Annotated in this window: 21 protein-coding genes; 11 read left to right on the top strand and 10 right to left on the bottom strand. The window is 65.7% G+C overall.

The genetic code is table 11. The features are described 5' to 3' along the window. Window positions 1-17: 17 nt before the first annotated feature. Entirely contained in the window at window positions 18-932 is a 915-nt protein-coding gene (locus ACG0Z6_RS05475) for a DMT family transporter (RefSeq protein WP_394459260.1), read from the top strand. Here ACG0Z6_RS05475 and ACG0Z6_RS05470 read toward each other — a convergent pair. Both ACG0Z6_RS05470 and nadC read right to left on the bottom strand, forming a co-directional pair. After that, entirely contained in the window at window positions 890-1,846 is a 957-nt protein-coding gene (locus ACG0Z6_RS05470; protein WP_394459258.1) for a LysR family transcriptional regulator, read from the bottom strand. The genes ACG0Z6_RS05475 and ACG0Z6_RS05470 overlap by 43 nt on opposite strands. Window positions 1,847-1,879: 33 nt before the next feature. Then, complete coding sequence (nadC, locus tag ACG0Z6_RS05465) at window positions 1,880-2,764, bottom strand: carboxylating nicotinate-nucleotide diphosphorylase (protein ID WP_394459256.1); 885 nt, start codon at window positions 2,762-2,764, stop codon at window positions 1,880-1,882. Between the two features lie 108 nt (window positions 2,765-2,872). Between nadC and ACG0Z6_RS05460 the strand changes: the two genes are divergently transcribed. Beyond that, a complete protein-coding gene (locus ACG0Z6_RS05460) occupies window positions 2,873-3,829 on the top strand; it encodes a septal ring lytic transglycosylase RlpA family protein (protein WP_394459254.1) in 957 nt (318 codons plus the stop codon). A gap of 5 nt (window positions 3,830-3,834) precedes the next feature. Here ACG0Z6_RS05460 and ACG0Z6_RS05455 read toward each other — a convergent pair whose 3' ends face one another. The 4 genes from ACG0Z6_RS05455 to ACG0Z6_RS05440 form a co-directional block, all read right to left on the bottom strand. Continuing rightward, on the bottom strand, window positions 3,835-5,472 hold the full coding sequence (locus ACG0Z6_RS05455; RefSeq protein ID WP_394459252.1) for a tetratricopeptide repeat-containing diguanylate cyclase: 1,638 nt from the start codon (window positions 5,470-5,472) through the stop codon (window positions 3,835-3,837). Window positions 5,473-5,603: 131 nt separating this feature from the next. Further along, the gene (locus tag ACG0Z6_RS05450) at window positions 5,604-7,040 is read right to left on the bottom strand and encodes a sensor histidine kinase (protein WP_394459250.1); all 1,437 of its coding nucleotides are present in this window, start codon (window positions 7,038-7,040) and stop codon (window positions 5,604-5,606) included. Further along, entirely contained in the window at window positions 7,037-7,699 is a 663-nt protein-coding gene (locus ACG0Z6_RS05445) for a response regulator transcription factor (protein ID WP_394459248.1), read from the bottom strand. The genes ACG0Z6_RS05450 and ACG0Z6_RS05445 overlap by 4 nt, the downstream gene beginning before the upstream one ends. Continuing rightward, a complete protein-coding gene (locus ACG0Z6_RS05440) occupies window positions 7,696-8,061 on the bottom strand; it encodes a PepSY domain-containing protein (protein ID WP_394459246.1) in 366 nt (121 codons plus the stop codon). The genes ACG0Z6_RS05445 and ACG0Z6_RS05440 overlap by 4 nt, the downstream gene beginning before the upstream one ends. 110 nt (window positions 8,062-8,171) lie before the next feature. Here ACG0Z6_RS05440 and ACG0Z6_RS05435 point away from each other — a divergent pair, with 110 nt between their 5' ends. From ACG0Z6_RS05435 to ACG0Z6_RS05425, 3 genes are read left to right on the top strand one after another with little or no spacing between them, the layout of a single operon-like run. Further along, window positions 8,172-8,573, top strand: coding sequence for a DUF1924 domain-containing protein (locus ACG0Z6_RS05435; protein ID WP_394459987.1), 402 nt, complete (start codon window positions 8,172-8,174; stop codon window positions 8,571-8,573). Next, window positions 8,570-9,064: a diheme cytochrome c gene (locus ACG0Z6_RS05430; RefSeq protein ID WP_394459244.1), complete on the top strand. Its 495-nt coding sequence runs from the start codon at window positions 8,570-8,572 to the stop codon at window positions 9,062-9,064. The genes ACG0Z6_RS05435 and ACG0Z6_RS05430 overlap by 4 nt, the downstream gene beginning before the upstream one ends. Beyond that, window positions 9,061-9,741 (top strand): cytochrome b/b6 domain-containing protein, encoded by a 681-nt coding sequence (locus ACG0Z6_RS05425; protein WP_394459242.1) that lies wholly within the window; start codon window positions 9,061-9,063, stop codon window positions 9,739-9,741. Before ACG0Z6_RS05430 ends, ACG0Z6_RS05425 begins: the two co-directional genes overlap by 4 nt. 50 nt (window positions 9,742-9,791) lie before the next feature. Here ACG0Z6_RS05425 and ACG0Z6_RS05420 read toward each other — a convergent pair whose 3' ends face one another. Further along, a complete protein-coding gene (locus tag ACG0Z6_RS05420; protein WP_394459240.1) occupies window positions 9,792-10,256 on the bottom strand; it encodes an Imm70 family immunity protein in 465 nt (154 codons plus the stop codon). Window positions 10,257-10,599: 343 nt separating this feature from the next. On the opposite strand from ACG0Z6_RS05420, the gene ACG0Z6_RS05415 reads away from it, so the two are divergent. From ACG0Z6_RS05415 to ACG0Z6_RS05390, 6 genes are all read left to right on the top strand, one after another. After that, a complete protein-coding gene (locus tag ACG0Z6_RS05415; RefSeq protein ID WP_394459238.1) occupies window positions 10,600-11,811 on the top strand; it encodes a Kae1-like domain-containing protein in 1,212 nt (403 codons plus the stop codon). A gap of 114 nt (window positions 11,812-11,925) precedes the next feature. Continuing rightward, window positions 11,926-12,264, top strand: coding sequence for an NIPSNAP family protein (locus ACG0Z6_RS05410; RefSeq protein WP_394459236.1), 339 nt, complete (start codon window positions 11,926-11,928; stop codon window positions 12,262-12,264). Next, on the top strand, window positions 12,261-12,605 hold the full coding sequence (locus ACG0Z6_RS05405; RefSeq protein WP_394459234.1) for an antibiotic biosynthesis monooxygenase family protein: 345 nt from the start codon (window positions 12,261-12,263) through the stop codon (window positions 12,603-12,605). Before ACG0Z6_RS05410 ends, ACG0Z6_RS05405 begins: the two co-directional genes overlap by 4 nt. Before the next feature lie 5 nt (window positions 12,606-12,610). After that, window positions 12,611-13,300 (top strand): ArsR/SmtB family transcription factor, encoded by a 690-nt coding sequence (locus ACG0Z6_RS05400; protein WP_394459233.1) that lies wholly within the window; start codon window positions 12,611-12,613, stop codon window positions 13,298-13,300. 268 nt (window positions 13,301-13,568) lie between these two features. Further along, on the top strand, window positions 13,569-14,072 hold the full coding sequence (locus tag ACG0Z6_RS05395; RefSeq protein WP_394459231.1) for a DUF4365 domain-containing protein: 504 nt from the start codon (window positions 13,569-13,571) through the stop codon (window positions 14,070-14,072). After that, window positions 14,069-15,199, top strand: a complete 1,131-nt coding sequence (locus ACG0Z6_RS05390) for a hypothetical protein (RefSeq protein WP_394459229.1) — start codon at window positions 14,069-14,071, stop codon at window positions 15,197-15,199. The genes ACG0Z6_RS05395 and ACG0Z6_RS05390 overlap by 4 nt, the downstream gene beginning before the upstream one ends. A gap of 248 nt (window positions 15,200-15,447) precedes the next feature. On the opposite strand, the gene ACG0Z6_RS05385 is transcribed toward ACG0Z6_RS05390, so the two are convergent. The 3 genes from ACG0Z6_RS05385 to dnaN all read right to left on the bottom strand — a co-directional run bounded on the left by ACG0Z6_RS05385 (window position 15,448) and on the right by dnaN (window position 20,543). Continuing rightward, window positions 15,448-16,521, bottom strand: coding sequence for a DUF3800 domain-containing protein (locus ACG0Z6_RS05385; RefSeq protein WP_394459228.1), 1,074 nt, complete (start codon window positions 16,519-16,521; stop codon window positions 15,448-15,450). Window positions 16,522-16,796: 275 nt separating this feature from the next. Continuing rightward, window positions 16,797-19,295 carry a DNA topoisomerase (ATP-hydrolyzing) subunit B gene (gyrB, locus tag ACG0Z6_RS05380; protein ID WP_394459226.1) on the bottom strand — a complete coding sequence of 833 codons (2,499 nt, stop codon included), beginning with the start codon at window positions 19,293-19,295 and terminating at the stop codon, window positions 16,797-16,799. Between the two features lie 123 nt (window positions 19,296-19,418). After that, window positions 19,419-20,543, bottom strand: coding sequence for a DNA polymerase III subunit beta (gene dnaN, locus ACG0Z6_RS05375; RefSeq protein WP_394459225.1), 1,125 nt, complete (start codon window positions 20,541-20,543; stop codon window positions 19,419-19,421). Between the last annotated feature and the right edge of the window lie 19 nt (window positions 20,544-20,562).

Here is a 20,562-nt window from a genome sequence, read left to right as displayed (position 1 = left end):
AGCCCCGTGAGGCCCCCATGAAAGCAGCCGCCATCACCGCGACCCCCGTGAGCCATGCCAGCCCACAGAGCTGGCCCGCGCTCTTCATCCTGCTGTGGAGTTCGGGCTATGTGGCGGGCAAGATCGCTCTGCCTTATGCGGGCCCGCTCACGCTGATTTTTCTGCGCTTTGGCGTGGCGGCCCTGGTCTTGCTGCTCATGGCCGTGCTCACCCGTGCGCCCTGGCCCAAGGATTGGGCCTCGGTGCGGCACCTGGCCGTGGTGGGCTTGCTGATCCAGGCCCTGCAGTTCAGCGGCCTGTACCTGGGCCTGAGCTGGGGTGTGAGTGCGGGCATCGCGGCCTTGATCGTGGGCCTCATGCCTGTGCTGACGGCGGCCGGGGCCGCCATGTTTTTGAATGAGCGCATCAGCCGCCAGCAGCTCGGCGGTTTGATGTTGGGCCTGCTGGGGGTGGGCATTGTCGTGGCGCACAAAGTCGGCGCGGGCCAGGCGCCGTGGCTGGGCTATCTGGCCTTGGGTGCGGCGCTGCTGGGCATCACGGCGGGCACGCTGCTGCAGAAGAAGTACTGCGCGGGCATGGACTTGCGCACGGGCGGCTTCATCCAGCTCTGCAGCGCCACGCTGGTGGTGGGCCCTGCGGCCTGGCTGCTGGAGCGACTGCAGCTCACCTGGACCTGGCAGCTGGTGGGCGCCTCGCTGTGGCTGAGCCTGGTGAACTCCATCGGCGCCATCAGCGTGCTCTTCATCATGATGCGCCGCGGCCAGGCCAGCCAGGTGGCCAGCCTGTTCTATCTGGTGCCCGGTGTGACGGCGCTGATGGGCTACCTGCTGCTGCACGAAACCCTCAACGCCACGCAGCTGCTGGGTTTTTTGGTGTCGGCAGGCGGCGTTTACCTGACGACGGCGGCGTCCAGGTTCAGCCAGCGCTGCTGAGGCAGCCAGACCTCGCGCAAAAAGCTCAGAAAGCTGCGCAGCTTGGGCGAGGGCTGGCGTGTGGGCGAGTAAATCGCAAAAAGATGGCGCCCCAGATAGCCCTGGGCCTGCAGCTCGGGCAGGACGCGCTGCAGCCGCCCGTCTTGCAGCTCATCGGCAATCGCGAACAAGGGCAGCAAGGCCAGGCCCAGGCTCTGCAGCGCCAGTGCTTTGACGGCATCGCTGTTGTTCACGGCCACGCGGGAGCGGACTTGCACCGCCTGCATCGCCCCTGCAGCGCTGAAGCGCCACTGGGCCGTGTGCTTGCGGTAGCCGTAGAACAGGCAGTTGACCTCGGCCAGATCGGCAACTTGCTCGATGGGGCGCTGGCTGCTCAGAAAGGCCGGTGTGGCCACCAGCGCGTAGTGGATGTCGGCCAGCTTGCTGGCCACCAGCGTCTCGGGCGGGTGGTCGCACAGGCGCAGCAGCAGCTCAAAGCCTTCGTCTTGCAAATCCACTTGGCGGTCCAGCAGGCACAGCTCCAGCGTCACTTGTGGGCAGCGGCGGTGGAACTCGCCCACATAAGGCAGCAGGTGGTGGGTGCCAAAAGCCACGGGGGTGCTGACGCTGAGCACGCCAGACGGTGTGCCGCGGGCGTGCTCAGCCTCGGCATGGGCAGCCGCCAGCTCCTCGACCACGCGCAGCGCGCGGTCAAAGACGGTGGCGCCAATGTCGGTGAGGCTGAGCTTGCGTGTGCTGCGGTGCAGCAGCCGCACGCCCAGCATGTCTTCCAGCTCCGCCAGCTGGCGGCTGACGCTGGCTTTGTCCACCCCCAGGCTCAGCGCCGCGGCGGAAATGCTGCGGCACTCCACCACCCGCGCAAAAGTCACCATCAGGCGCGCTTGCAGGAGTTGCTTGGCTGGGGTGATGGACATGCGCTGGGATGAGGGGCAGCAGCCAAGCCGCGCTCAGGGCGCCAGCGGGCCCAGCACGCGCATGGAGTAGTCCACCGCGCGCACGTCTTTGGTGAGCTTGCCGATGGAGATGCGGTCCACGCCGGTGGCGGCAATCCAGGCCAGCTGATCCAGCGCCACGCCGCCCGAGACTTCCAGCAGGGCTTGTGTGCCAAAGCTGTCGCGGTTGAGGGCCACGGCCTCGCGCATCTGCGCCTCGCTGAAGTTGTCCAGCAGCACGCTGGTGGCGCCGCCTTGCAGGGCCTCGCGCAGCTCGGCCAGGGTTTCGACTTCGACTTGCACCGTCACCCCGGCCTGCAGCGCGGCTGCGGCTTGCAGGGCTTGGGTGATGCCCCCGGCGGCGGCGATGTGGTTTTCCTTGATCAGGATGCCGTCATACAGCGCCAGGCGCTGGTTGGCGCCACCGCCCACGCGCACGGCGTATTTCTGCGCCAGGCGCAGGCCCGGCAGGGTTTTGCGCGTGTCCAGCACGGCGCAGCCGCGCGGGTTGGGGCTGTGGCCCTCGATGGCGCGGGCGTGGGCGCGCGTGAGCGTGGCCGTGCCCGAGAGCAGCTGCAGAAAGTTCAGCGCCGGGCGCTCGGCCGAGAGCAGGGCGCGACCATCGGCGTGGATGTCGCACACCACGGTGTCGGCGGCCATGTCGGCGCCTTCGTCGTAGTGCCATTGAATGCGGGCCTTGCTGTCGAGCTGCGCAAACACCCCCTCAAACCAGGGGCGACCACAGAGCACGGCGGCTTCGCGCACGCGCACCTGGGCGTGCACAGCGCTGTGCGCGGGCACCAGCTGAGCGGTCCAGTCGCAGCGGCCGATGTCTTCGAACAGCGCCTCGCGGATATTGCGCTCGCGGGCCTCTTCCAGGGTTTCGTTGTGGTCAAACATGGTGCGGGTATCAAGCCAAAGACGCCTGTGCCACAGCGGCGGCGCAGGCCAAAAGCCCGCAGCATAGCGGCTGGCAGCCGGGGTGTTTCATGGGTTAGGGTTGCGGGCATGCACAAGACCTCGACTTCTCCCGGCCTGTGGCCGCTGCTGGCTGCGGCCGTGGCGGCGCTGCTGTCGGCCTGCACCAGCACGCCGCCCTCACGCCAACTGCCTGCCCCCCAGCGCGACGGGCCGCCCCTGACCGTGCCGCCCGATCTGGAGCGCGTGCCCAATGCCGTGCCGCGCCTGGAGCCGCTGCGCAAAGGCGGGCCCAACAAGCCCTACGAGGTGCTGGGCCAGCAGTACCAGCCCATGACCGAGGACTTGCCCCTGACCGAGCGCGGTCTGGCCTCCTGGTACGGCCGCCAGTTCCACGGCCGGCCCACGGCCAGCGGCGAGGTCTACAACATGTACGCCATGACGGCGGCCCACCCCACCATGCCCATTCCCAGCTATGCGCGGGTGCGCAATCCCGCCAATGGGCGCGAGGTGATTGTGCGCATCAACGACCGTGGGCCTTTTCACCGCGGCCGCATCATTGACCTCAGCTACACCGCGGCGCTCAAGCTCGATGTGCTGCGCGGCGTTGCTCCCGTGGAGCTGGAGCGCATCACCTATGAAGACATCCGCAGCGGCGCCTGGCTGCGTGGGGCCGAGCCGCCCGAGCCTGATGCACCGCCCGTGTACGCCGCGCAGACACCCGCGGGTGGCGCCCAGAGCCCCAGCACGGTGCAGCAGCGCGAGGCGGCTGGCGACACCACGCCGGTGGGCGAGATGCGCGTGGCCGGGCCCAGCGGCTACTGGCTGCAGCTGGGGGCGTTTGCGCGGCTCGAAGGGGCCGAGGCCCAGCGCCGCGAGCTGCTGCAAACCCAGCAGGAGCTGCGCCCCATGTTGACCATTTTTCGTGAACGCAAGCTGCACCGCCTGCAGCTGGGGCCTTTCGAGACCCAAGAGCAGGCCCAGCAAGCGGCGCAGCAGCTGCGCCGCCACACCGAGGTCAAGCCGGTGCTGGTGCAGCGGCGCTGAAGGCCTCAGCCCAGCAGCACGCGGTTGCCGCCGTTTTGGCGTCCGCGGTAGAGCGCGGCCTCGGCGTGCTGGGTGAGCCACTCGGCGTTGTAGGGTGGGGTGCAGCTCAGGCCCACGCTGAGGCTGACGCGCTGGGGCAGGGCCAGCGCTGACCAATCGGCCTGCAGCACGGCCTCGCGCAGGCGCTCAAACACCTCGGCGGCGTGTTTGGCGTCCACGCCGCACAGCACCACCTGCAGCTGCTGGCTTTGGCTGCGCAGCTGCATGTCGCTGTGGCGCACGTTGTCGCGCAGCAGCTGGGCCAAGTCGCGCAGCAGCGTGTCGCCCACGGCCTGGCCGCCATGGCACAGCAAGGTGTCGAAGTGGTCAATCTCCAGCACCGCCAGGGTGACGCAGCGTCGCTCCTGCTCGGCGCTGAGCAGCAGCTCGGGCAGGTGTTGCTGCAGCAAGGCGCCAGTGCTCAGTCCGGTGAGTGGGTCCGAGCGGGCCATCGGCTCGGCCTGGTCGCGCACCAGGGTGCGGCCGCTCTGACACAGGCCCCAGCTTTCGGCTTCCACGCGCGCATGGGTGTGCTGCGACAGCGCCTGCAGCGCCAGCAGATTGCGGCGGCGCTGCAGCTGCTGCAGCCGCTCGAGGTGGTGCATGGCGCAGGCCGAGTCGCCCAGCGCCTTGGCCGCGCGGTAGGCGGTGGCGTGCAGCTGCTGCGGGCCAAACAGCGTGCTCCAGTGGCTCTCGGAGCTCATCAGCGCCAGCGCATGTTCGGCGTGGTGCAGGGCCTGGCCGGGCTGCTGCTGCTCCAGCGCCAAGCGTGCCAAGCGCGCGTACAGCGAGCCTTCGATGTGCTGCGCCCCCAGCGAGCGCGCCAGCTCCTGCGCGCGCAGGAGGTGCTGGCGTGCATCCGCATGTTCGCCCAAGAGGCCCAGCACTTCGCCCAGGTTGGCGCCTGCGCACATCAGCGCATAGGGCGCTGCATAGGTGCGCGCGTGCTGCGCGGCCTCGCGGGCCACGTGCAGGGTGCGTATCAGCAGCTGGCGGGTTTGCTCGGGCGGCACCAGCATTTCGGTGATGTTGTGCTGCGTCAGCAGCACCTCGGTGAGGTTGATGCTGTGCACCAGCAGCTCATAGGGCCCGGCCTCGTCACCCATGAGCACGGCGCCGTCGCGCATCATGCGTTCGGCCTGCCAGGGGTCGCCCATGGCATGAAAGCACACGGCCAGGCTGTTGAGCGCCAAGGCCTGCACGACGCGGTCGCCCTGGGTTTGCGCCAGCTGCAGAGCGCGATGGGCGTGGTTCATGGCGGTGTCAAACGCACCCAGCTCCGCACCGGCCAATGCGGCCCAACGCAGCATTTCATTGAGCTCGCGTGTGGCCAGCAGTTCCGCGGCCAGGGGTAGCACCTGCTCGGCCAAATCCAAGACCTGCTGAAACTGCCCCGTGCGCAGCGCAAAAAACAGGCGCAGTTGCCCAGCCGCCAGGCGGTGTTGGTCGGACTCTTGCTGTTGCGCCAGCACCCACGCACGCGCCGCTGCGGTGGTGCCCATCTGGAATTGACCCAGCTGGCGCGCGTGGTGCGCCACGGTCAGGCAGCGCTGTAAATCCTGGTCCCAGTCGGCAGGCAAGACTTCTGAGAACACAACAGACATGACGAACCCCTCAAGCGCTTCAGTGTGGGCATGAAGCCCCCTGATGGGCAAGCGCTTTGGGACAGGGCGCCCCCCTCAAATGCGGGTTGAATCGTCGCTTGGGCGACCCTGACGCCTGGTGCCGCGCCCGATCAGCGGGACGCCGGACCGGGCTCCTGGGCCAAGCCCGAGGGCTGGGCTGGGTTTTGTGGGCCAGCAGCACCCGGCGTGCTGGGCAGGGTGAGCAGCACGCGCAGCCCACCCAGCGGGCTGTCTTGCAGCTGCAGCGTGCCGCCGTAGAGCGCGGCGAGGTCTTGAACAATCGCCAGCCCCAGACCGTGGCCGGGCTGCGCTTCGTCCAGGCGCTCGCCGCGGCGCAGCACCTGGGCGCGCCGCTCCAAGGGCACGCCGGGGCCGTCGTCATCCACGCACAGCGTGAGCAGGCCCTGTGCTGTGATGCTGGCTTGCACCCGCACCTGCTGGCGTGCCCAGCGGCAGGCGTTGTCCAGCACATTGCCCGCCATCTCCAGCAGGTCCTGGGTTTCACCGGCGAAGTGCAGCGCTTGGCTCTGCGGCGAGGTGGGCAGCGACAGGGTTTTGTCCGGGTGCAGGCGCGCCAGCGTGCGCACCAGGGCCTGGAGCTGCGGCAGCACGGCGGTGCGCTGTACCGAATGCGCGGCAGCGGCGCGAGCGCGGGCCAAATGCCAGTCCACCTGGCGCTGTGCCTGTGCCACCTGCTCCTGCACCAGCTCGGGCAGACCAGGGGCCGAGGGCGAGGCGGCCTGGGCTGCCTGGGCCAGCACCGACAGCGGCGTTTTGAGGGCGTGCGCCAGATTGCCCGCCTGCGTGCGCGCGCGCTCCAGCACGGCTTCGTTGTGGGCCAGCACGCCGTTGAAATCGTCCACCAGGGGCTGCACCTCGGCCGGGTAGTGGCCTTGCAGGCGCGGCTGCTGGCCCTGGCGCAAGGCGGCCAGGGCGCGCTGCAGCTCGGCCAGCGGCGCCAGCCCCAGGCGCACCTGGGCCCAGGCCGCCAGCAAGAGCACGGCCAGCAGCACCAGCAGCGACCAGCCCAGCACGCGCTCAAAGCGCGCCACGGCAGTGTGGCTGTCGCGCAGGTCGGCCGCCACGGCCAGGCGCGCGCTGCCCTGCTCGGGCCACTGCACGCGGCGCTCCAGCACCAGCAACGGCTCGCCCTGCGGGCCGCTGAGCAGGTGCTGGTGCAGCTCGGTGCTGCCGAGCTGGTCTGGCGGCAGGTTGAGCTGGCTGTCCCACAGCGAGCGCGAGCGCCAGGCGGCAGGGCGCTGGGGCAGGTCCACCTGCCAGTACAGGCCGCCATAGGGCTGCTGCCAGCGCGGGTCAGCGGGGTTTTGGCCCTTGAGGTCGAGCTGGCCTTGGGCGTCGGGTTCCAGGCGCGTGGTCAGCAGGTCGAGCTGGGCTTGCAGGCCCTGGGCGACTTGGCGCTGCACCTCCTCGCGGAACAAATTGCTCAGCACCCCGTGCGCCAGCAGCAGCGCTGCGGCCACGCCCAGCAGCGTGAGCACCAGCAGCCGCGCGCGCAGCGAAAAGCGCGCCCACGCTGGGCGGCTCATGCGCCGTCCTGCAGGCGGTAGCCCAGGCCGCGCACGGTGTCTATGCAGGGCGTGGGCAGCTTGCGGCGCAGCCGCGCCACGAACACCTCGATGGTGTTGGAGTCGCGCTCGAAGTCCTGGGCGTAGAGGTGCTCGGTGAGCTCGGCGCGCGACACCACCTGCCCCGGCCGGTGCATCAAATAGGCCAGCAGGCGGTACTCCAGCGAGGTCAGCTGCAGCAGCACGCCGTTGTGGCTGACGCGCGCGCTGCGCGTGTCCAGCTGCAGGGCGCCGCAGCTCAGCACCGGCGAGGTCTGGCCGTGGGCGCGGCGTATGAGCGCGCGCAGCCGCGCCAGCAGCTCTTCTTGGTGAAAGGGTTTGGTGAGGTAGTCGTCGGCGCCAGCGTCGATGCCGGTGACTTTGTCGTGCCAGCGGTCGCGGGCGGTGAGGATGAGCACCGGCATGTGCAGGCCTGCCGCGCGCCAGCGCTGCAGCACCGACAGGCCGTCGAGCTGCGGCAGGCCCAGGTCCAGCACCACGGCGTCGCAGCCCTCGCTGTCGCCCAGCTGCCAAGCGCTCAGGCCGTTGTCGCAGGCCAGCACGGCATAGCCCGCGCTTTGCAAGAGCCGCTGCAGCTGTTCGCGCAGCGTCGGGTCGTCTTCGACCAGCAGCACTTTCATGAGCCCGCTCCTGCGGCACTGGCTGCGTGACTGGGGCGCGGGGTGGCGCGGCGTTCGCGCACGCGCAGCAGCTCGCCGCTGCGCGCGTCGAGTTCGAGCTTGAGCAGCCGCCCGTCGTTGTGCAGCAGCTTGACCTCGTAAATCCAGCGCCGCCCCTCTTGCTCCAGCTCCAACTCCAGCACCCGGCCGGGGTAGCGGCGCAGCAGCGGTTCTTGCAGCTCGGGCCAGGGCTTGACCAGCCCCGCCTGGCGTGCCGCGCGGGCGCGTTCGTGGTCGTCCTCGGTGTGAGCGGTCGCGCGCAGCGAGACCAGTGCCGCCACGGCGCACAGGGCCCAGATGCAGGAGCGCAGGCAGTGCTTCATGCGCCCATCATGCCTGCACCTGGCTGAACGGCAGATGAACAAGCGCTTCAGCCCCGCTTCAAGCAGTGCCCCCAAAAATGCAATCCATGTTCAGCCCCACCTCCGCCTTTATGACCGCTCTGCGCTTACTCCTTCTGGCCCTGGGTGCAGGCCTGCTGGCCGTGCCCGCCTCAGCCGCCGACACCAGCGCGGCCGCCCAGCGTGCGCGCTTTGAGGCCGAGGCCGGCCGCCCCGGCCAGGTGCAGGCCGGGCAGCAGTTCTTCACCCAGCGCCATGGCGCGCAGTGGTCCTGTGCCAGCTGCCACGGCCAGCCGCCCACGCAACAAGGCCGCCATGCCCGCACCGACAAACGCCTGGCGCCGCTGGCCCCGGCCTTCAACCCCGAATCCTTCACGCAAAGCAGCAAGGTGGACAAATGGTTCAAACGCAATTGCAACGATGTGGTCTCGCGCGAGTGCAGCGCGGGCGAAAAGGCCGATGTGCTGGCCTATTTGCTGAGCCTGTCGCGGTGAGCGCGCGCCGCATCAGCCTGGCTCTGGGCTTGGCGCTGGCGGGCTCTGCCGCGCTGGCCGACGGCCCGCGTGTGGCCCTCACGCCCACCTACCGCAGCGAGTGCGCCAGCTGCCATGTGCCCTACGCGCCGGGGCATTTGGGGGCCGATTCCTGGCGCCGCCTCATGGGGCGGCTGGACCAGCACTTTGGCAGCAACGCCCAGCTCGACCCCGCCACGCTCAGCGAGCTCTCGAGCTGGCTGCAAAGCCACGCCGCCACCGGGCGCCGCGCCCAAGCGCAGCCGCCCGAGGACCGCATCACCACCAGCGCCTGGTTCCAGCGCGAGCACCACGAGATCGACAGCGCCGTGTGGCGCCACGCCGCCGTCAAAAGTGCCGCCAACTGCGCGGCCTGTCACACCCAGGCCGACCAAGGCAGCTACCGCGAGCGCGAGCTGCGCATTCCCAGCGGCTTGCCTGCCGCGCTGCGCCGGGGGTTTGACGCACCATGAGCGCCGTCATGCCCTCCACCGAGCCGCAAGGTGTGCGCGGCCGACGCGTCACCGACAGCGCCACGCGCCTTACCCATGGGCTCATGGCCCTGAGCTTTGCCCTGGCCTGGCTGACGGGCGACACCGAGCGTTGGCGCGATGTGCACGTGCTCAGCGGCTACACCCTGGCAGCCCTGCTGCTGCTGCGCCTGGCCGACGCGCTGTGGGGCCCGCGCCGCTTGAGCTGGCGCCAGGTGGCGCGCCAGCTGGGTGACGCGGCGCGCTGGGCGCTGGCAGCCTGGGCCCAGCTGCGGGCACCTCTGCCCGACTGGATGGGCCTTGCGCGCCGCGCCCAGAGCGTGGCCTTGGGCGCCATCACGGCGGCGCTGCTGCTGTGCCTGCCGCCGCTCTTGGCCTGCGGCTGGTTGGGCGATCAAGACTGGGGCCCGCAGTGGCTGCAGGAAGCGCTGCTGGAAGGCCATGAGGCTTTGGCCGATGGGGCCTTGGCGCTGGTGGGCGCGCACCTCTTGGCCTTGCTGCTGCTGTCGCTGCTGCGCCAGCGCAACGCGGGGGCGCCCATGCTCAGCGGTCGTGTGCCCGGCGCCGGGCCGGACTTGGTGACGCAGCCACGTCACGGCCGCGCGGTGCTGATCGGCCTGGCCGTGGGGCTGTTGTGGTGCTGGCAGTGGCCCTTGTGAGCGGGCTGTTGTGAACGGGCCGCTGGTGCCGCCCGTTGCTGGGCCTGGGCTCAGGCCGCCAGCGGAAGGGGCAGTGCCAGCGGCAGGGCCACTTCCTGGCGCTGCATCTGCAGGCGCGCCGGGGTGTTTTCTTCGGCGGCGGCACGCAGGGCGTCGTCCAGCACGTCAAAGTAGTTCAGCCCCTCGGGGGTGACGAAGCAGCTGTCCAGGCTGGCCCCAGGGCGCTGCGCAGGGGCCGGGGTGTCCATGGAGGCGTCCCACCACAGCTGCGAGGCGGGCAGGCGCTGCAGCACCCGGCGGGCTGCGGCCAGCTCCAAACAAGCGGCGGCGGCCTCGTCGGGGTCAATGCCCTGTTGCCAGAGTCGTTTGACCAAGTGCGGGTACACGCTGCCCGGGCCCAGGGGCTCACCGTGGCGCGCCACATTTGTCAGAAATGCCTTGAACAGCGCAGGCGTTCCCAAATCGTCAACCAGATCACCCACTTGGATGTGAACCGTTTCTGATAGGTAAGACATAGCCATTTGCACCTGTGTGATTGATTTCACGGCGAACCCGCTGAGACTGCACCGCAGGACCATTGGAGTGTGATGTATTGCACGGTATATCGTAGTCCGGACCATGTTGCACCGCTATTACCCTGAGAACGGGACGCTCTGCAGCGCGCTAGCGCCAAAACACAGCCTGCAGGCCCCACCTGTTCAGGGGTGGTGTGCGTCTGCTTCTCCCTAGAGACTGCCGACTTGCGCAGCTCGCCCCTGTTTCGGTGACCCTGGCTGCGGGATGTACACGAAGGAGTTGGCAATGTGTTTGGGGCAGCAATGCTGAGCCAATGGGCCCAAGGGCCTGGAGCGGCGCGTGGTGTTTGAGTCCCTGCGCAGCCACGCCCTGCAGGCCGCCGCACCGCTGGGCAGCGGCCAAGCCGTGCTGGCCCTGGGCCCCCAGCGGCACAACAGCGCCGGGCTCTTGGTGGACGCACAGTGGTGGGCCAGCCCCCTGCATGGCGACCTGCACCAAGCCAGCGCCCGCGACGCCCTGAGCGCCAGCGCCGAAACCCTGCTCACCCTGGCCCAACGCCGCGGCTGGCGCGTGGTGGCCGTGGCGCATGACCCCCACAGCCCCAGCACCGGGCTGGCGCAGCAACTGGCCCATCTGCTGGACTGCCCCGCCCAGCCCGTGCCACACCACCACGCCCACCTGGCCGTGGTGCAAGCCGAGCAAGGCTGGCGCGACACCCAAGCCCGCCTGGGCCTGGTGCTCGATGGCATGAGCCCCGGCGCGGACGGCAGCAGCTGGGGCGGTGAACTGCTCTTGCTCAAAGGCCCACAGCTGCAGCGCCTGGGCCACCTCCCCGCCCTGGCCTTGCCCGGTGGCGAAGAAGCCGCCCAACAACCCTGGCGCCTGGCCGCCGCCCTGCTGCAGCGCCTGGGCCAAGGCGAACGCACCGAAGCCCTGCTGGGCGCGCAAGCTGGCACCAGCAACGCCCGCATGGTGGCCCAGATGCTGGCACGCAAAGCCCTCAGCCCCCTGCCGCAAAGCACCGCCGCGCAATGCTGGCTCGACGCCGTGGCCGCCCTGCTGGGCCTCCACGCCACCCCAGACCAAACCGCCGCCCAAGCCCTGGAGCACGCCGCCACCCAGTGGCTGGCCCAAGGCAGCCCCGCCGCCCAAGCCCTGCAAGCCGAAACTCCACCACTGCGCGGCGCCGTGGCCCTGCACGCCCCGCTGGACCTCGACCCCCTGGCGCGCGAACTCCTGGCCCTGGGCCCCAACCACGCAGGCGAAGCCGCCGCACGCTTTCAGCTGCGCCTGGCCGACGCCCTGGCCCAAGCCGCCCACGCCGCCGCCCTGCAACACGGCTGCCACGAAGTCCTGCTGGCCGGCACCTGCTTCAACAACCCCCTGCTGCGCACCCGCCTCACCCAGCAACTGCAACTGGCCAGCCTCCCCACCCACCAGCCCCAGCTGCAAGACCGCACCCACACCGCCCTAGGCCAAGCCTGGACCGCCGCCCTGCAACTCACCCCCACCCACCCCCGCCAGCCGCAGGGCGCGAGGGATTGCGTGGGGTAGGTGAGGACTGCGAGCTCCGTCAACGTCAAGGGACGATTCGGTCTCTGCCTAAGCCTTTCGCCCCTCGCCCGCAGCACACTTTGGGTCAACTTCAATCGACCTTGAGCTGACACCATGGCACTGACTTGCTTCATCCGTTACCAGATCGACCCTTTCCAGCGCGACGCCTTCAAACAATACGCCGAGACCTGGGGGCGAATCATTCCGCGCTGCGGGGGCAATCTGATTGGCTACTTCCTGCCGCATGAGGGCAGCAACGATGTGGCGTGGGGTCTGATCGGCTTTGACACGCTGGCAGCCTATGAACGCTATCGTCTGATGCTCAAGGCCGACGCCGAGGGGCATGCGAATTTTGAGTTCGCCCAAGCTCAGCGCTTCATCTTTCGCGAGGAGCGAACTTGGCTGGAGGACGTCGGGGCTACGCGCGATTTGGCGCGGCAGGTGGCACCGTGATTGCGGTTATCTTTGAAGTGGAGCCGAACGAAGACGCGGCACAGCGCTACTTCGACATTGCCGCAGCACTGAAAGCCGAACTGGAACTCATTGACGGCTTCATCTCGGTCGAGCGGTTCGAGAGCCTAGCCAAGCCCGGGCGCTTGCTGTCTTTGAGTTTCTGGCGCGACGAAGCCGCTGTTCGCGCATGGCGTTGCCACAGCATGCACCGCTGTGCTCAGCGAGAAGGCCGCAGCGCCGTGCTCGCCAGCTACCGGCTACGGGTTGCAACCGTGGTGCGCGACTATGGCTTACATGACCGCGAAGACGTGCCATTAGACTCGCTTAGCGCACTAATCTGACACTGGTGAACACTCCCCATGAACCCCGGCTGGCCCGCGTGGCCGCCCTTGTGGCCGATCCTGCACGATCAAGGATGCTGGCCTACCTGCTGTCTGGCGAGTACGCCAGCGCCAGCGAGCTGGCCAAGGCCGCGTCAGTCACGCCGGCCACTGCAAGTGGCCACCTCGGCAAGCTGCTGGACGCGAAATTTGTGGTGTGCGAGCCCCGAGGTCGTCACAGGTACTACCGACTGGCCGACGCCGATATCGCGCATGCGCTTGAGGCCTTGGCCCTGGTCGCCGAGCGCGATGCTCATGCCACTGCGTGGACACATCCGCAGAGAGCTCGCATGCGCCTGGCGCGATGCTGTTACGGCCACTTGGCCGGGCAACTCGGGGTTTCGGTCTTCGATGCACTCCAGCGAGGAGGACGCCTAACATCGACTTCAGGCGACTTCGAACTCACCGACGCAGGTCGGACTTGGCTCGGAAGTTTAGGGCTGAATCCCAAGCTGCCTATGAGCGGGCGCCGCTTTGCCTACCGCTGCCTTGATTGGTCCGAACGCCGCGACCACCTCGCTGGCCAATTGGCTGACGAGCTCTACCAACACTTCACGGCCAAAGGCTGGGTGCGCCGCGCGTCCGGCAGGGCGGTTGAAGTCACGGTCAGCGGTCAACAGGAGTTGTTGCCCCGCTTGAACGACGATGCCGTCTGAGGCCGCCCTGCTTGTATAGCTTTTTGACTGGCACGGCCGCTTTGTCACGCCCACCACACTCTTGGTGGACGGACTTCACCACCTTTACGTTGGTACGGCTACGAGGGAGCAGGTCAGGAGACTAGAGCAAAACGCCGTCGTTTGGATCGGCGCGGACGCTGTGCCTCAACTGGTTTTGCTCAGGTGATCGGTTGGTGCTGAACCCCGGCAGCCTGTGTGATTTTGACCTGTAACATCGCCCCCAAGAAAAAGTACTGAAGGGGGCGCGGTGAATGCGAATCTGCAAAAGGAGGAGTTCCAGTACGCTTGCGTCAGCGCGATGGCAGCGCATGCTGGGCTGAATCGCGGCGACTTTCGAGTAGATGAGGACAGCGTCGACGTTTCGTTCAAGGGACTTGGCTATGGCGGCCATGGGCGGCGGAGAAACCCGATCATCGAGTTCCAACTTAAGTGCTCGTCCCAGGATCTGATCAAAGGCGACGTCATCAAGTTCGAGCTGAAGGTTAAGAACTACAACGAACTCCGCGGTGACGATGTCATGGTGCCTAAGTACCTTGTCTTGATGCTGGTGCCCGAAGATCGAAAGACCTGGATTGGCGGCGACGACAACTGGCTGCACCTACCGCATAGCTGCTATTGGCTTTCCCTACGCGACTATCCGCCGACTAAAAATCAAACGAGTGTCGTTGTTGATGTTCCCCTTGCCCAACGTGTGACTACCGATACTCTGCTCGCGATGATGAGCGCTGCAAGCGCGGGAGCGTCGCTATGACGGAAGCCTCACACTTTTTTGCAGATGTCTCCATTGTTCAGGTGGAGGCGTACCTCGTCAGCAAGGCGTGGTTCATGGATGGAAGCGTTGGCTCTGTGGGCACGTTGTGGCACCGTGATGGTGACGCGGTAGCTGAGGTTGCGCTGCCTAGGCATCCCGGCGTTCGTGATTTCCGGAAGCGATTCAATGAGGCGTTGGCGGCAATCTCGGATTTCGAGGGACGGCCGGTGCCTGAGGTTGTTGCCGATGTTCTGCTCCTATCATCCAGCCTGATCACGGTGCGCGTGATCGGTGCCGACACAGCGCATGGCACGATCCCCATCAATGATGGAGTGCTACTGTTCACGAAAGCCAAGGACCTTCTCTGCGCTGCGGCTTTGTCGATGTACTCCAAGCGGAAACAGTTCAGCGGCCAGCTACCCAAAGACGCTAAGACCTACCTTGATTCACTGCTGTTAGGCCAAACAGAGATCGGTAGCTACGTGGTCAACGTCATCGCGCCGCTATCTCCGCCGCGGCCCGCGTCGGAGCCCAATGCGGGGCCAGGGGGGCCGGTCGCCGAGGCTGTTACCTTGAATCTGGTTAACGGACTTGAGGCGCTCTCTAAAGCAGCAGCTGAGTTCTCAGACAGCCGCAGCCTGAAGGCTTTTGATGCCGCAGTAGAGCGAGGCGTCAGTGCAAATATGTGCGACGCGTTGGTGGGTTTCAGCGGCATCGAAAGAAGCCGTGATTTCGAAGTTCGAGTGTCCGGCGCCGCGGGGCCGATGTTTGAAGGCGAAACGAAGGTCTTCAGCTTTGATGCCGACACCGTTGCCGCTGTCCAGAAAGCATCGGACTACTACAAGGGTGACTACACGCTTGAAGAGCGAAACATCTGGGGTTTCGTGAAGAAACTTGACCGACCCAAAGGCGACGAAGTCGGGACCATCACTGTAGAGGCCGCTATCGATGGAGTCGAACGCAGCATCAAGATCATGCTCCAACCTGACGAGTACCACCAAGCCGTCCTAGCGCACGACACCAAGGCCATCGTCGCTTGCTCCGGCAGCATTCACATCAAGAACCGGCGAGCAACCCTTTTGAATCCGACTCGATTCAGAATCATTCCGCGTGACCAACTGTTTTAGGCGGCAAGCCACGCCCAACACATTTGACTTTGCAGCGGATGACTCAAGACAAGCATTGGTGGTGCAGGCGACCATCGTCCAGCATTGCCGGCGCCACCCCGTCTAGTCAAGATGCCTTGGCTGGACGCATACGGCGAATCAATACTAGCGACTACCATCTCAGCGCCGAATCGGCCCCTGGAGTAATCTTCAAGCCAGCGGATGCTTCAAAACGACTGGATGGGCCCTGAGGGCAGGTCACCGAACGGTCACCGGCCTCGCTTTTCTGCAAGGTACGCAACCATCGCATCAACACTGTTTGAACCATCGGTTTCAGCGGTTCCAAGTGCTTCAGGCGTTACGTGAGGCTGTGGCAGCAGGAAGTTGTCACCCCAGTCAAGGCATCCAAGACCTTCGACGGCCTTTGTTAGATCATCAGTTTGATCGGTGACGTGGCATTTGTAGAAATGGTTGATCGCCCCCGCACAGATGTCGGCCAGCTGTAGTTGCGGGTGCTGCATTGAGTTACCCTGTGCCAAGGTAAGCGCTCGGAGCGGAAAAGTAATCTTCCTTCGATCAGTACCGATAACCTGAGAGCCCTCGCCTGGTCCAGCCATCATGGAGTCGAAGGTGTCCTGCGACGCGAGGATAGGCTTTGAATGATCGTGAAGGACGTGGAATCGGTCGCCTTTTCTGTTGCCCCAGTCGACGATCAACTGGAAGAGGGCCGGAATCGCTGGGTCCAGCGCAGACCAGTTGAAGTCGTGGTACCAGATGTCGAACAGGCGCGGCTCGGTGAAGTACATCAAATCCTCTTTGAACCCCTCACTGGTGCACGTTCGCAGCATGTCCGCGCCGGCTGTGTAAAACGCTTCCTTGTGGTCTGTAGGACCGTGGCGAATCAGATCGACGAAGGTCTGTAGGAACTTGCTTGTAACTGCCTCCCCGCAAAACACCGGCATGCAGTAGTAGAGGAGATTCGACATCGCGATGTTCGCGCCTCGCTCGTACAGATCGCCGCCAATGTGATGAACTAGGTTCTCGGCTACTAAGTCAACCATCTTGGAAACAACCATGTAATGCTTGTGGAAGACGCTGATCCGGACCCGTTCCCTGTTCAGTCGGGGGTCGGCAAGTAACCGGATGACGCGCGCGATTCCTTCTGGTCGTCTACGTAGAGTGCTGAACTTTGGTTCAGCCCCTTGCGCCATGCTCACATGCTCCAGGAGCGAATTGGCCTCCTCGTAGGAGAAGTCGTTTGACGCAAGTACGAAGAACGGTTGTTCGGGATCGAGAAGGTTGGCGCCAGTGTTTCCTGCTTCGTCGCAGTAGATGGTTGTCATTTATTCATGTTCCCAAGTTTGACGCCAAGAGCGGGGCATAAATTCGCCTGCGGCACAGGATCAGAACGGAGTAAAACCCTCCGTGAAGTCGCTACCCTGCTTTGTCTCTAGCGAGGTGTACTTGGCCGCCAAAGCGCTCAATTTCGAAGCATGACTGAGTACGCACCGGGTAGACCGAATGCCTGTAGTTATTGACTAACGAAGTTGAAAGGCCCATAAGTTTCTCAACTTATGGGCCTCATATTCTCAGCTAATGCTTACGCCGACACGTCACCTCAAACATCAATATTCGCCGCCCTCAGCGCGTTGCTTTCGATGAAGTCGCGGCGGGGTTCGACGTCGTCGCCCATGAGCATGGTGAAGACGCGGTCGGCTTCGATGGCGTCGTCGATTTGCACGCGCAGCAGGCGGCGGACGTTGGGGTCCATGGTGGTTTCCCACAGCTGCTCGGGGTTCATTTCGCCCAGGCCTTTGTAGCGCTGGCGGCCCACGCTGTGTTCGGCTTGCTGCATGAGCCAGGCCATGGCGGCGCGGAAGTCGCTGACTTTGCTTTCCTTGGCTTTTTCGCCTTCGCCTTTGCGCACGATGGCTTCGCCTTGGATGAGGCCGTTGAAGATGAGGCCGGCTTGGCTGAGCACTTCGTAGTCGGCACCGTGGACGAAGTCGGCGGTGATGATGCTGGCGCGCACGTTGCCGTGGTGGCGGCGGCTGATCTTCAGGTAGTGCTTGTCGGTGCGGGGGTCGATTTCGGCGTGGACTTCCGCGTCGTGCAGTGCGTTTTGCAGGGCGGCGGCGCTGGCGTCAGCGTCGGTTTTGCTGTCGAGGTTGAGGGCCAGGCCTGAGGCGAGTTGGTGCAGGGCTTCGCCGTCCATCCAGTTGGAGAGGCGCTGGATGACGCTTTGCGCGGCGATGTATTGGCGCGCTTTGGCTTCCAGCACTTCGCCTTGCAGCGTGGTGCCGGCGTCCAGCACCAGGGAGGCGTCTTGCAGGGCCACTTTGAGCAGGAAGGCGTCGAGTTCGTGGCCGTCTTTGAGGTATTGCTCTTGTTTGCCGACTTTGACTTTGTAGAGCGGCGGCTGGGCGATGTAGATGTGGCCGCGTTCCACCAGCTCGGGCATTTGGCGGTAGAAGAAGGTCAGCAGCAGGGTGCGGATGTGGGCGCCGTCGACGTCAGCATCGGTCATGATGATGATGCGGTGGTAGCGCAGTTTGTCGGGGTTGAAGTCGTCGCTGCCCGCGCCGCGGCCAATGCCGGTGCCCAGTGCGGTGATGAGGGTGACGATTTCGTTGGAGGCCAGCAGCTTTTCGTAGCGGGCTTTTTCGACGTTCAGGATCTTGCCGCGCAGGGGCAGGATGGCCTGGAACTTGCGGTCGCGCCCTTGCTTGGCAGAGCCACCGGCGGAGTCGCCCTCCACGATGTAGATTTCGCACAGCGCGGGGTTTTTTTCCTGGCAGTCGGCCAGTTTGCCGGGCAGGCCAAAGCCGTCGAGCACGCCTTTGCGGCGTGTCATTTCGCGGGCTTTGCGTGCGGCGTCGCGGGCGCGGGCGGCCTCGACGATCTTCATGCACACGGCCTTGGCGTCGATGGGGTTCTCGAGCAGCCAGTCCGACAGCAGGCGGCCGACGATGTCCTCGACCGGGGCGCGCACTTCGCTGGAAACGAGTTTGTCTTTGGTCTGGCTGCTGAACTTGGGCTCGGGCACTTTGACCGAGACCACGCAGGCCAGGCCTTCGCGCATGTCGTCACCGCTGATCTCGACCTTGGCTTTTTTGGCCAGCTCGTTGTCGTCGATGTACTTGTTGATGATGCGGGTCATCGCGGCGCGCAGGCCGGTCAGGTGGGTGCCGCCATCGCGTTGCGGGATGTTGTTGGTGAAGCAGAGCACCGACTCGTTGTAGCCATCGTTCCACTGCATCGCGACTTCGACGCCGACCGTCGTGTTGTTCTCGCTTTGCTTCTCGCCCATGGCGTGGAAGATGTTGGGGTGCAGGGCCTTCTTGTTTTGGTTGATGAACTCAACAAAGCCCTTGACCCCGCCCGCGTAGGCGAACAGGTCTTCCTTCTGGTTGCGCTCGTCCACCAGGCGGATCTTCACGCCGTTGTTGAGGAAGGACAGCTCGCGCAGGCGCTTGGCCAGGATCTCGTAGTGGTACTCGTTGTTCTGCGTGAAGATCTCGGTGTCCGGCAGGAAGTGCACCTCGGTGCCGCGCTTGTCGGTCTCGCCGATGATCTTCATCGGGCTGATTTCCACGCCGTCGACGACCTCGATCAGCCGGTCCTGCGGCACGCCTTGCTTGAACTCGATCTGGTGCACCTTGCCGTCGCGGCGCACGGTCAGGCGCAGCCACTTGGACAGGCCGTTCACGCAGGACACGCCCACGCCGTGCAGGCCGCCCGAGACCTTGTAGCTGTTCTGGTTGAACTTGCCGCCGGCGTGCAGCTCGGTCAGGGCAATTTCAGCGGCCGAGCGCTTGGGCTCGTGCTTGTCGTCCATCTTCACGCCCGTCGGGATGCCGCGGCCGTTGTCGATGACGCTGATGGAGTTGTCGGTGTGGATGGTGACGACGATGTCGTCGCAGTAGCCCGCCAGCGCTTCGTCGATGGAGTTGTCCACGACTTCAAAGACCAGGTGGTGCAGACCGGTGCCATCGCTGGTGTCGCCGATGTACATGCCAGGGCGCTTGCGCACTGCCTCCAGGCCTTCCAGGATCTGGATGGAGCCTTCACCGTAGCCGCCATCGGTCGGTTGCTGCTGGGGGATGTTCTCGCTCATGGGCAGGTACTCAAAAGGCCGCAACAGCGGCCACTACAACGATGGGACTGATCCCCGCCGCTGGACGGGGGCAGGAGGTGCTCAACATGCACCGCGCAAAGCAAATCGGTGGCCTGGGCAGCCTTAGATGCGCATGGGCATGACCACGTACTGGAAGCCTTCGTGCTCGGGGATGGTGATGAGGGCGCTGGCCGCGCTGTCGTTGAGCTCGACGCGCACCATGTCCTGGCTCATATTGGCCAGCACGTCCATCAGGTAGGTCACGTTGAAGCCGGTCTCGATGTGGTCGCCACCGTAGTCGATTTCGATGTCTTCCTTGGCCTCTTCCTGCTCGGCATTGCTGGAGGCAATGGACAGCAGGCCCGGCGTGAAGCTCAGGCGCACGGCCTTGAACTTTTCGCTGGTCAGAATGGCGGCGCGTTGCAGCGCGGCCAGCAGCGGGGCGCGGCCCAGGATGACGTGGAACTTGTGGTTCTTGGGGATGACGCGGTTGTAGTCGGGGAACTTGCCCTCGACCAGCTTGGAGACGAACTCCATGCCCGAGAAGCTGAACTTGGCCTGGTTGCCCGCAAAGCGCATCTCAATGGGCTGCTCGTCGCTGCCGTCTTTGCCGCCGTCTTTGAGCAGGCGCATGAGTTCCAGCACCGTTTTGCGCGGCAGGATGACTTCTTGCTTGGGCATTTCATCGGCCAGCTCGGCGCGCGCCAGCGCCAGGCGGTGGCCGTCGGTGGCCACCAGGGTCAGGCTCTTGCCTTCGGCCACGAACAAAATGCCGTTGAGGTAGTAGCGGATGTCGTGCACCGCCATGGCGAAGTGCACCTGGTTGATGAGCTGCTTGAGCGTCTTTTGCGGCACGGCAAAAGTGGGGCCGAAGTCGGCGGCCTCTTGCACCAGGGGGAAGTCTTCGGCGGGCAGGGTCTGCAGCGTGAAGCGGCTCTTGCCGCCTTGCAGCGTGAGCTTGCTGGCGTTGCTCGACAGGCTCACGGTCTGGTCCGATGGCATGGAGCGCAGGATGTCGATGAGCTTGCGCGCACCCACGGTGGTGGTGAAGTCACCGGCGTCGCCGTCGAACTCGACCGTGGTGCGCACCTGGATTTCCAGATCGCTGGTGGTGAGTTCCACGCGGCCAGCGTGCTTGCGCAGCAGCACATTGGCCAGGATGGGCAGCGTGTGGCGCCGCTCCACGATGCCGCTGACCGCCTGCAGCGCGGCAAGCACTTTGTCCTGGCTGGCTTTCAACACGATCATGTCTTTACCTCACTCCGCT

The sequence above is a fragment of the Roseateles rivi genome (genome assembly GCF_043555845.1).
Lineage (GTDB): Bacteria > Pseudomonadota > Gammaproteobacteria > Burkholderiales > Burkholderiaceae_C > Roseateles > Roseateles rivi.
Note: the sequence above shows the minus strand (reverse complement) of the source record. Positions and strands in the feature narration are given on the sequence as shown.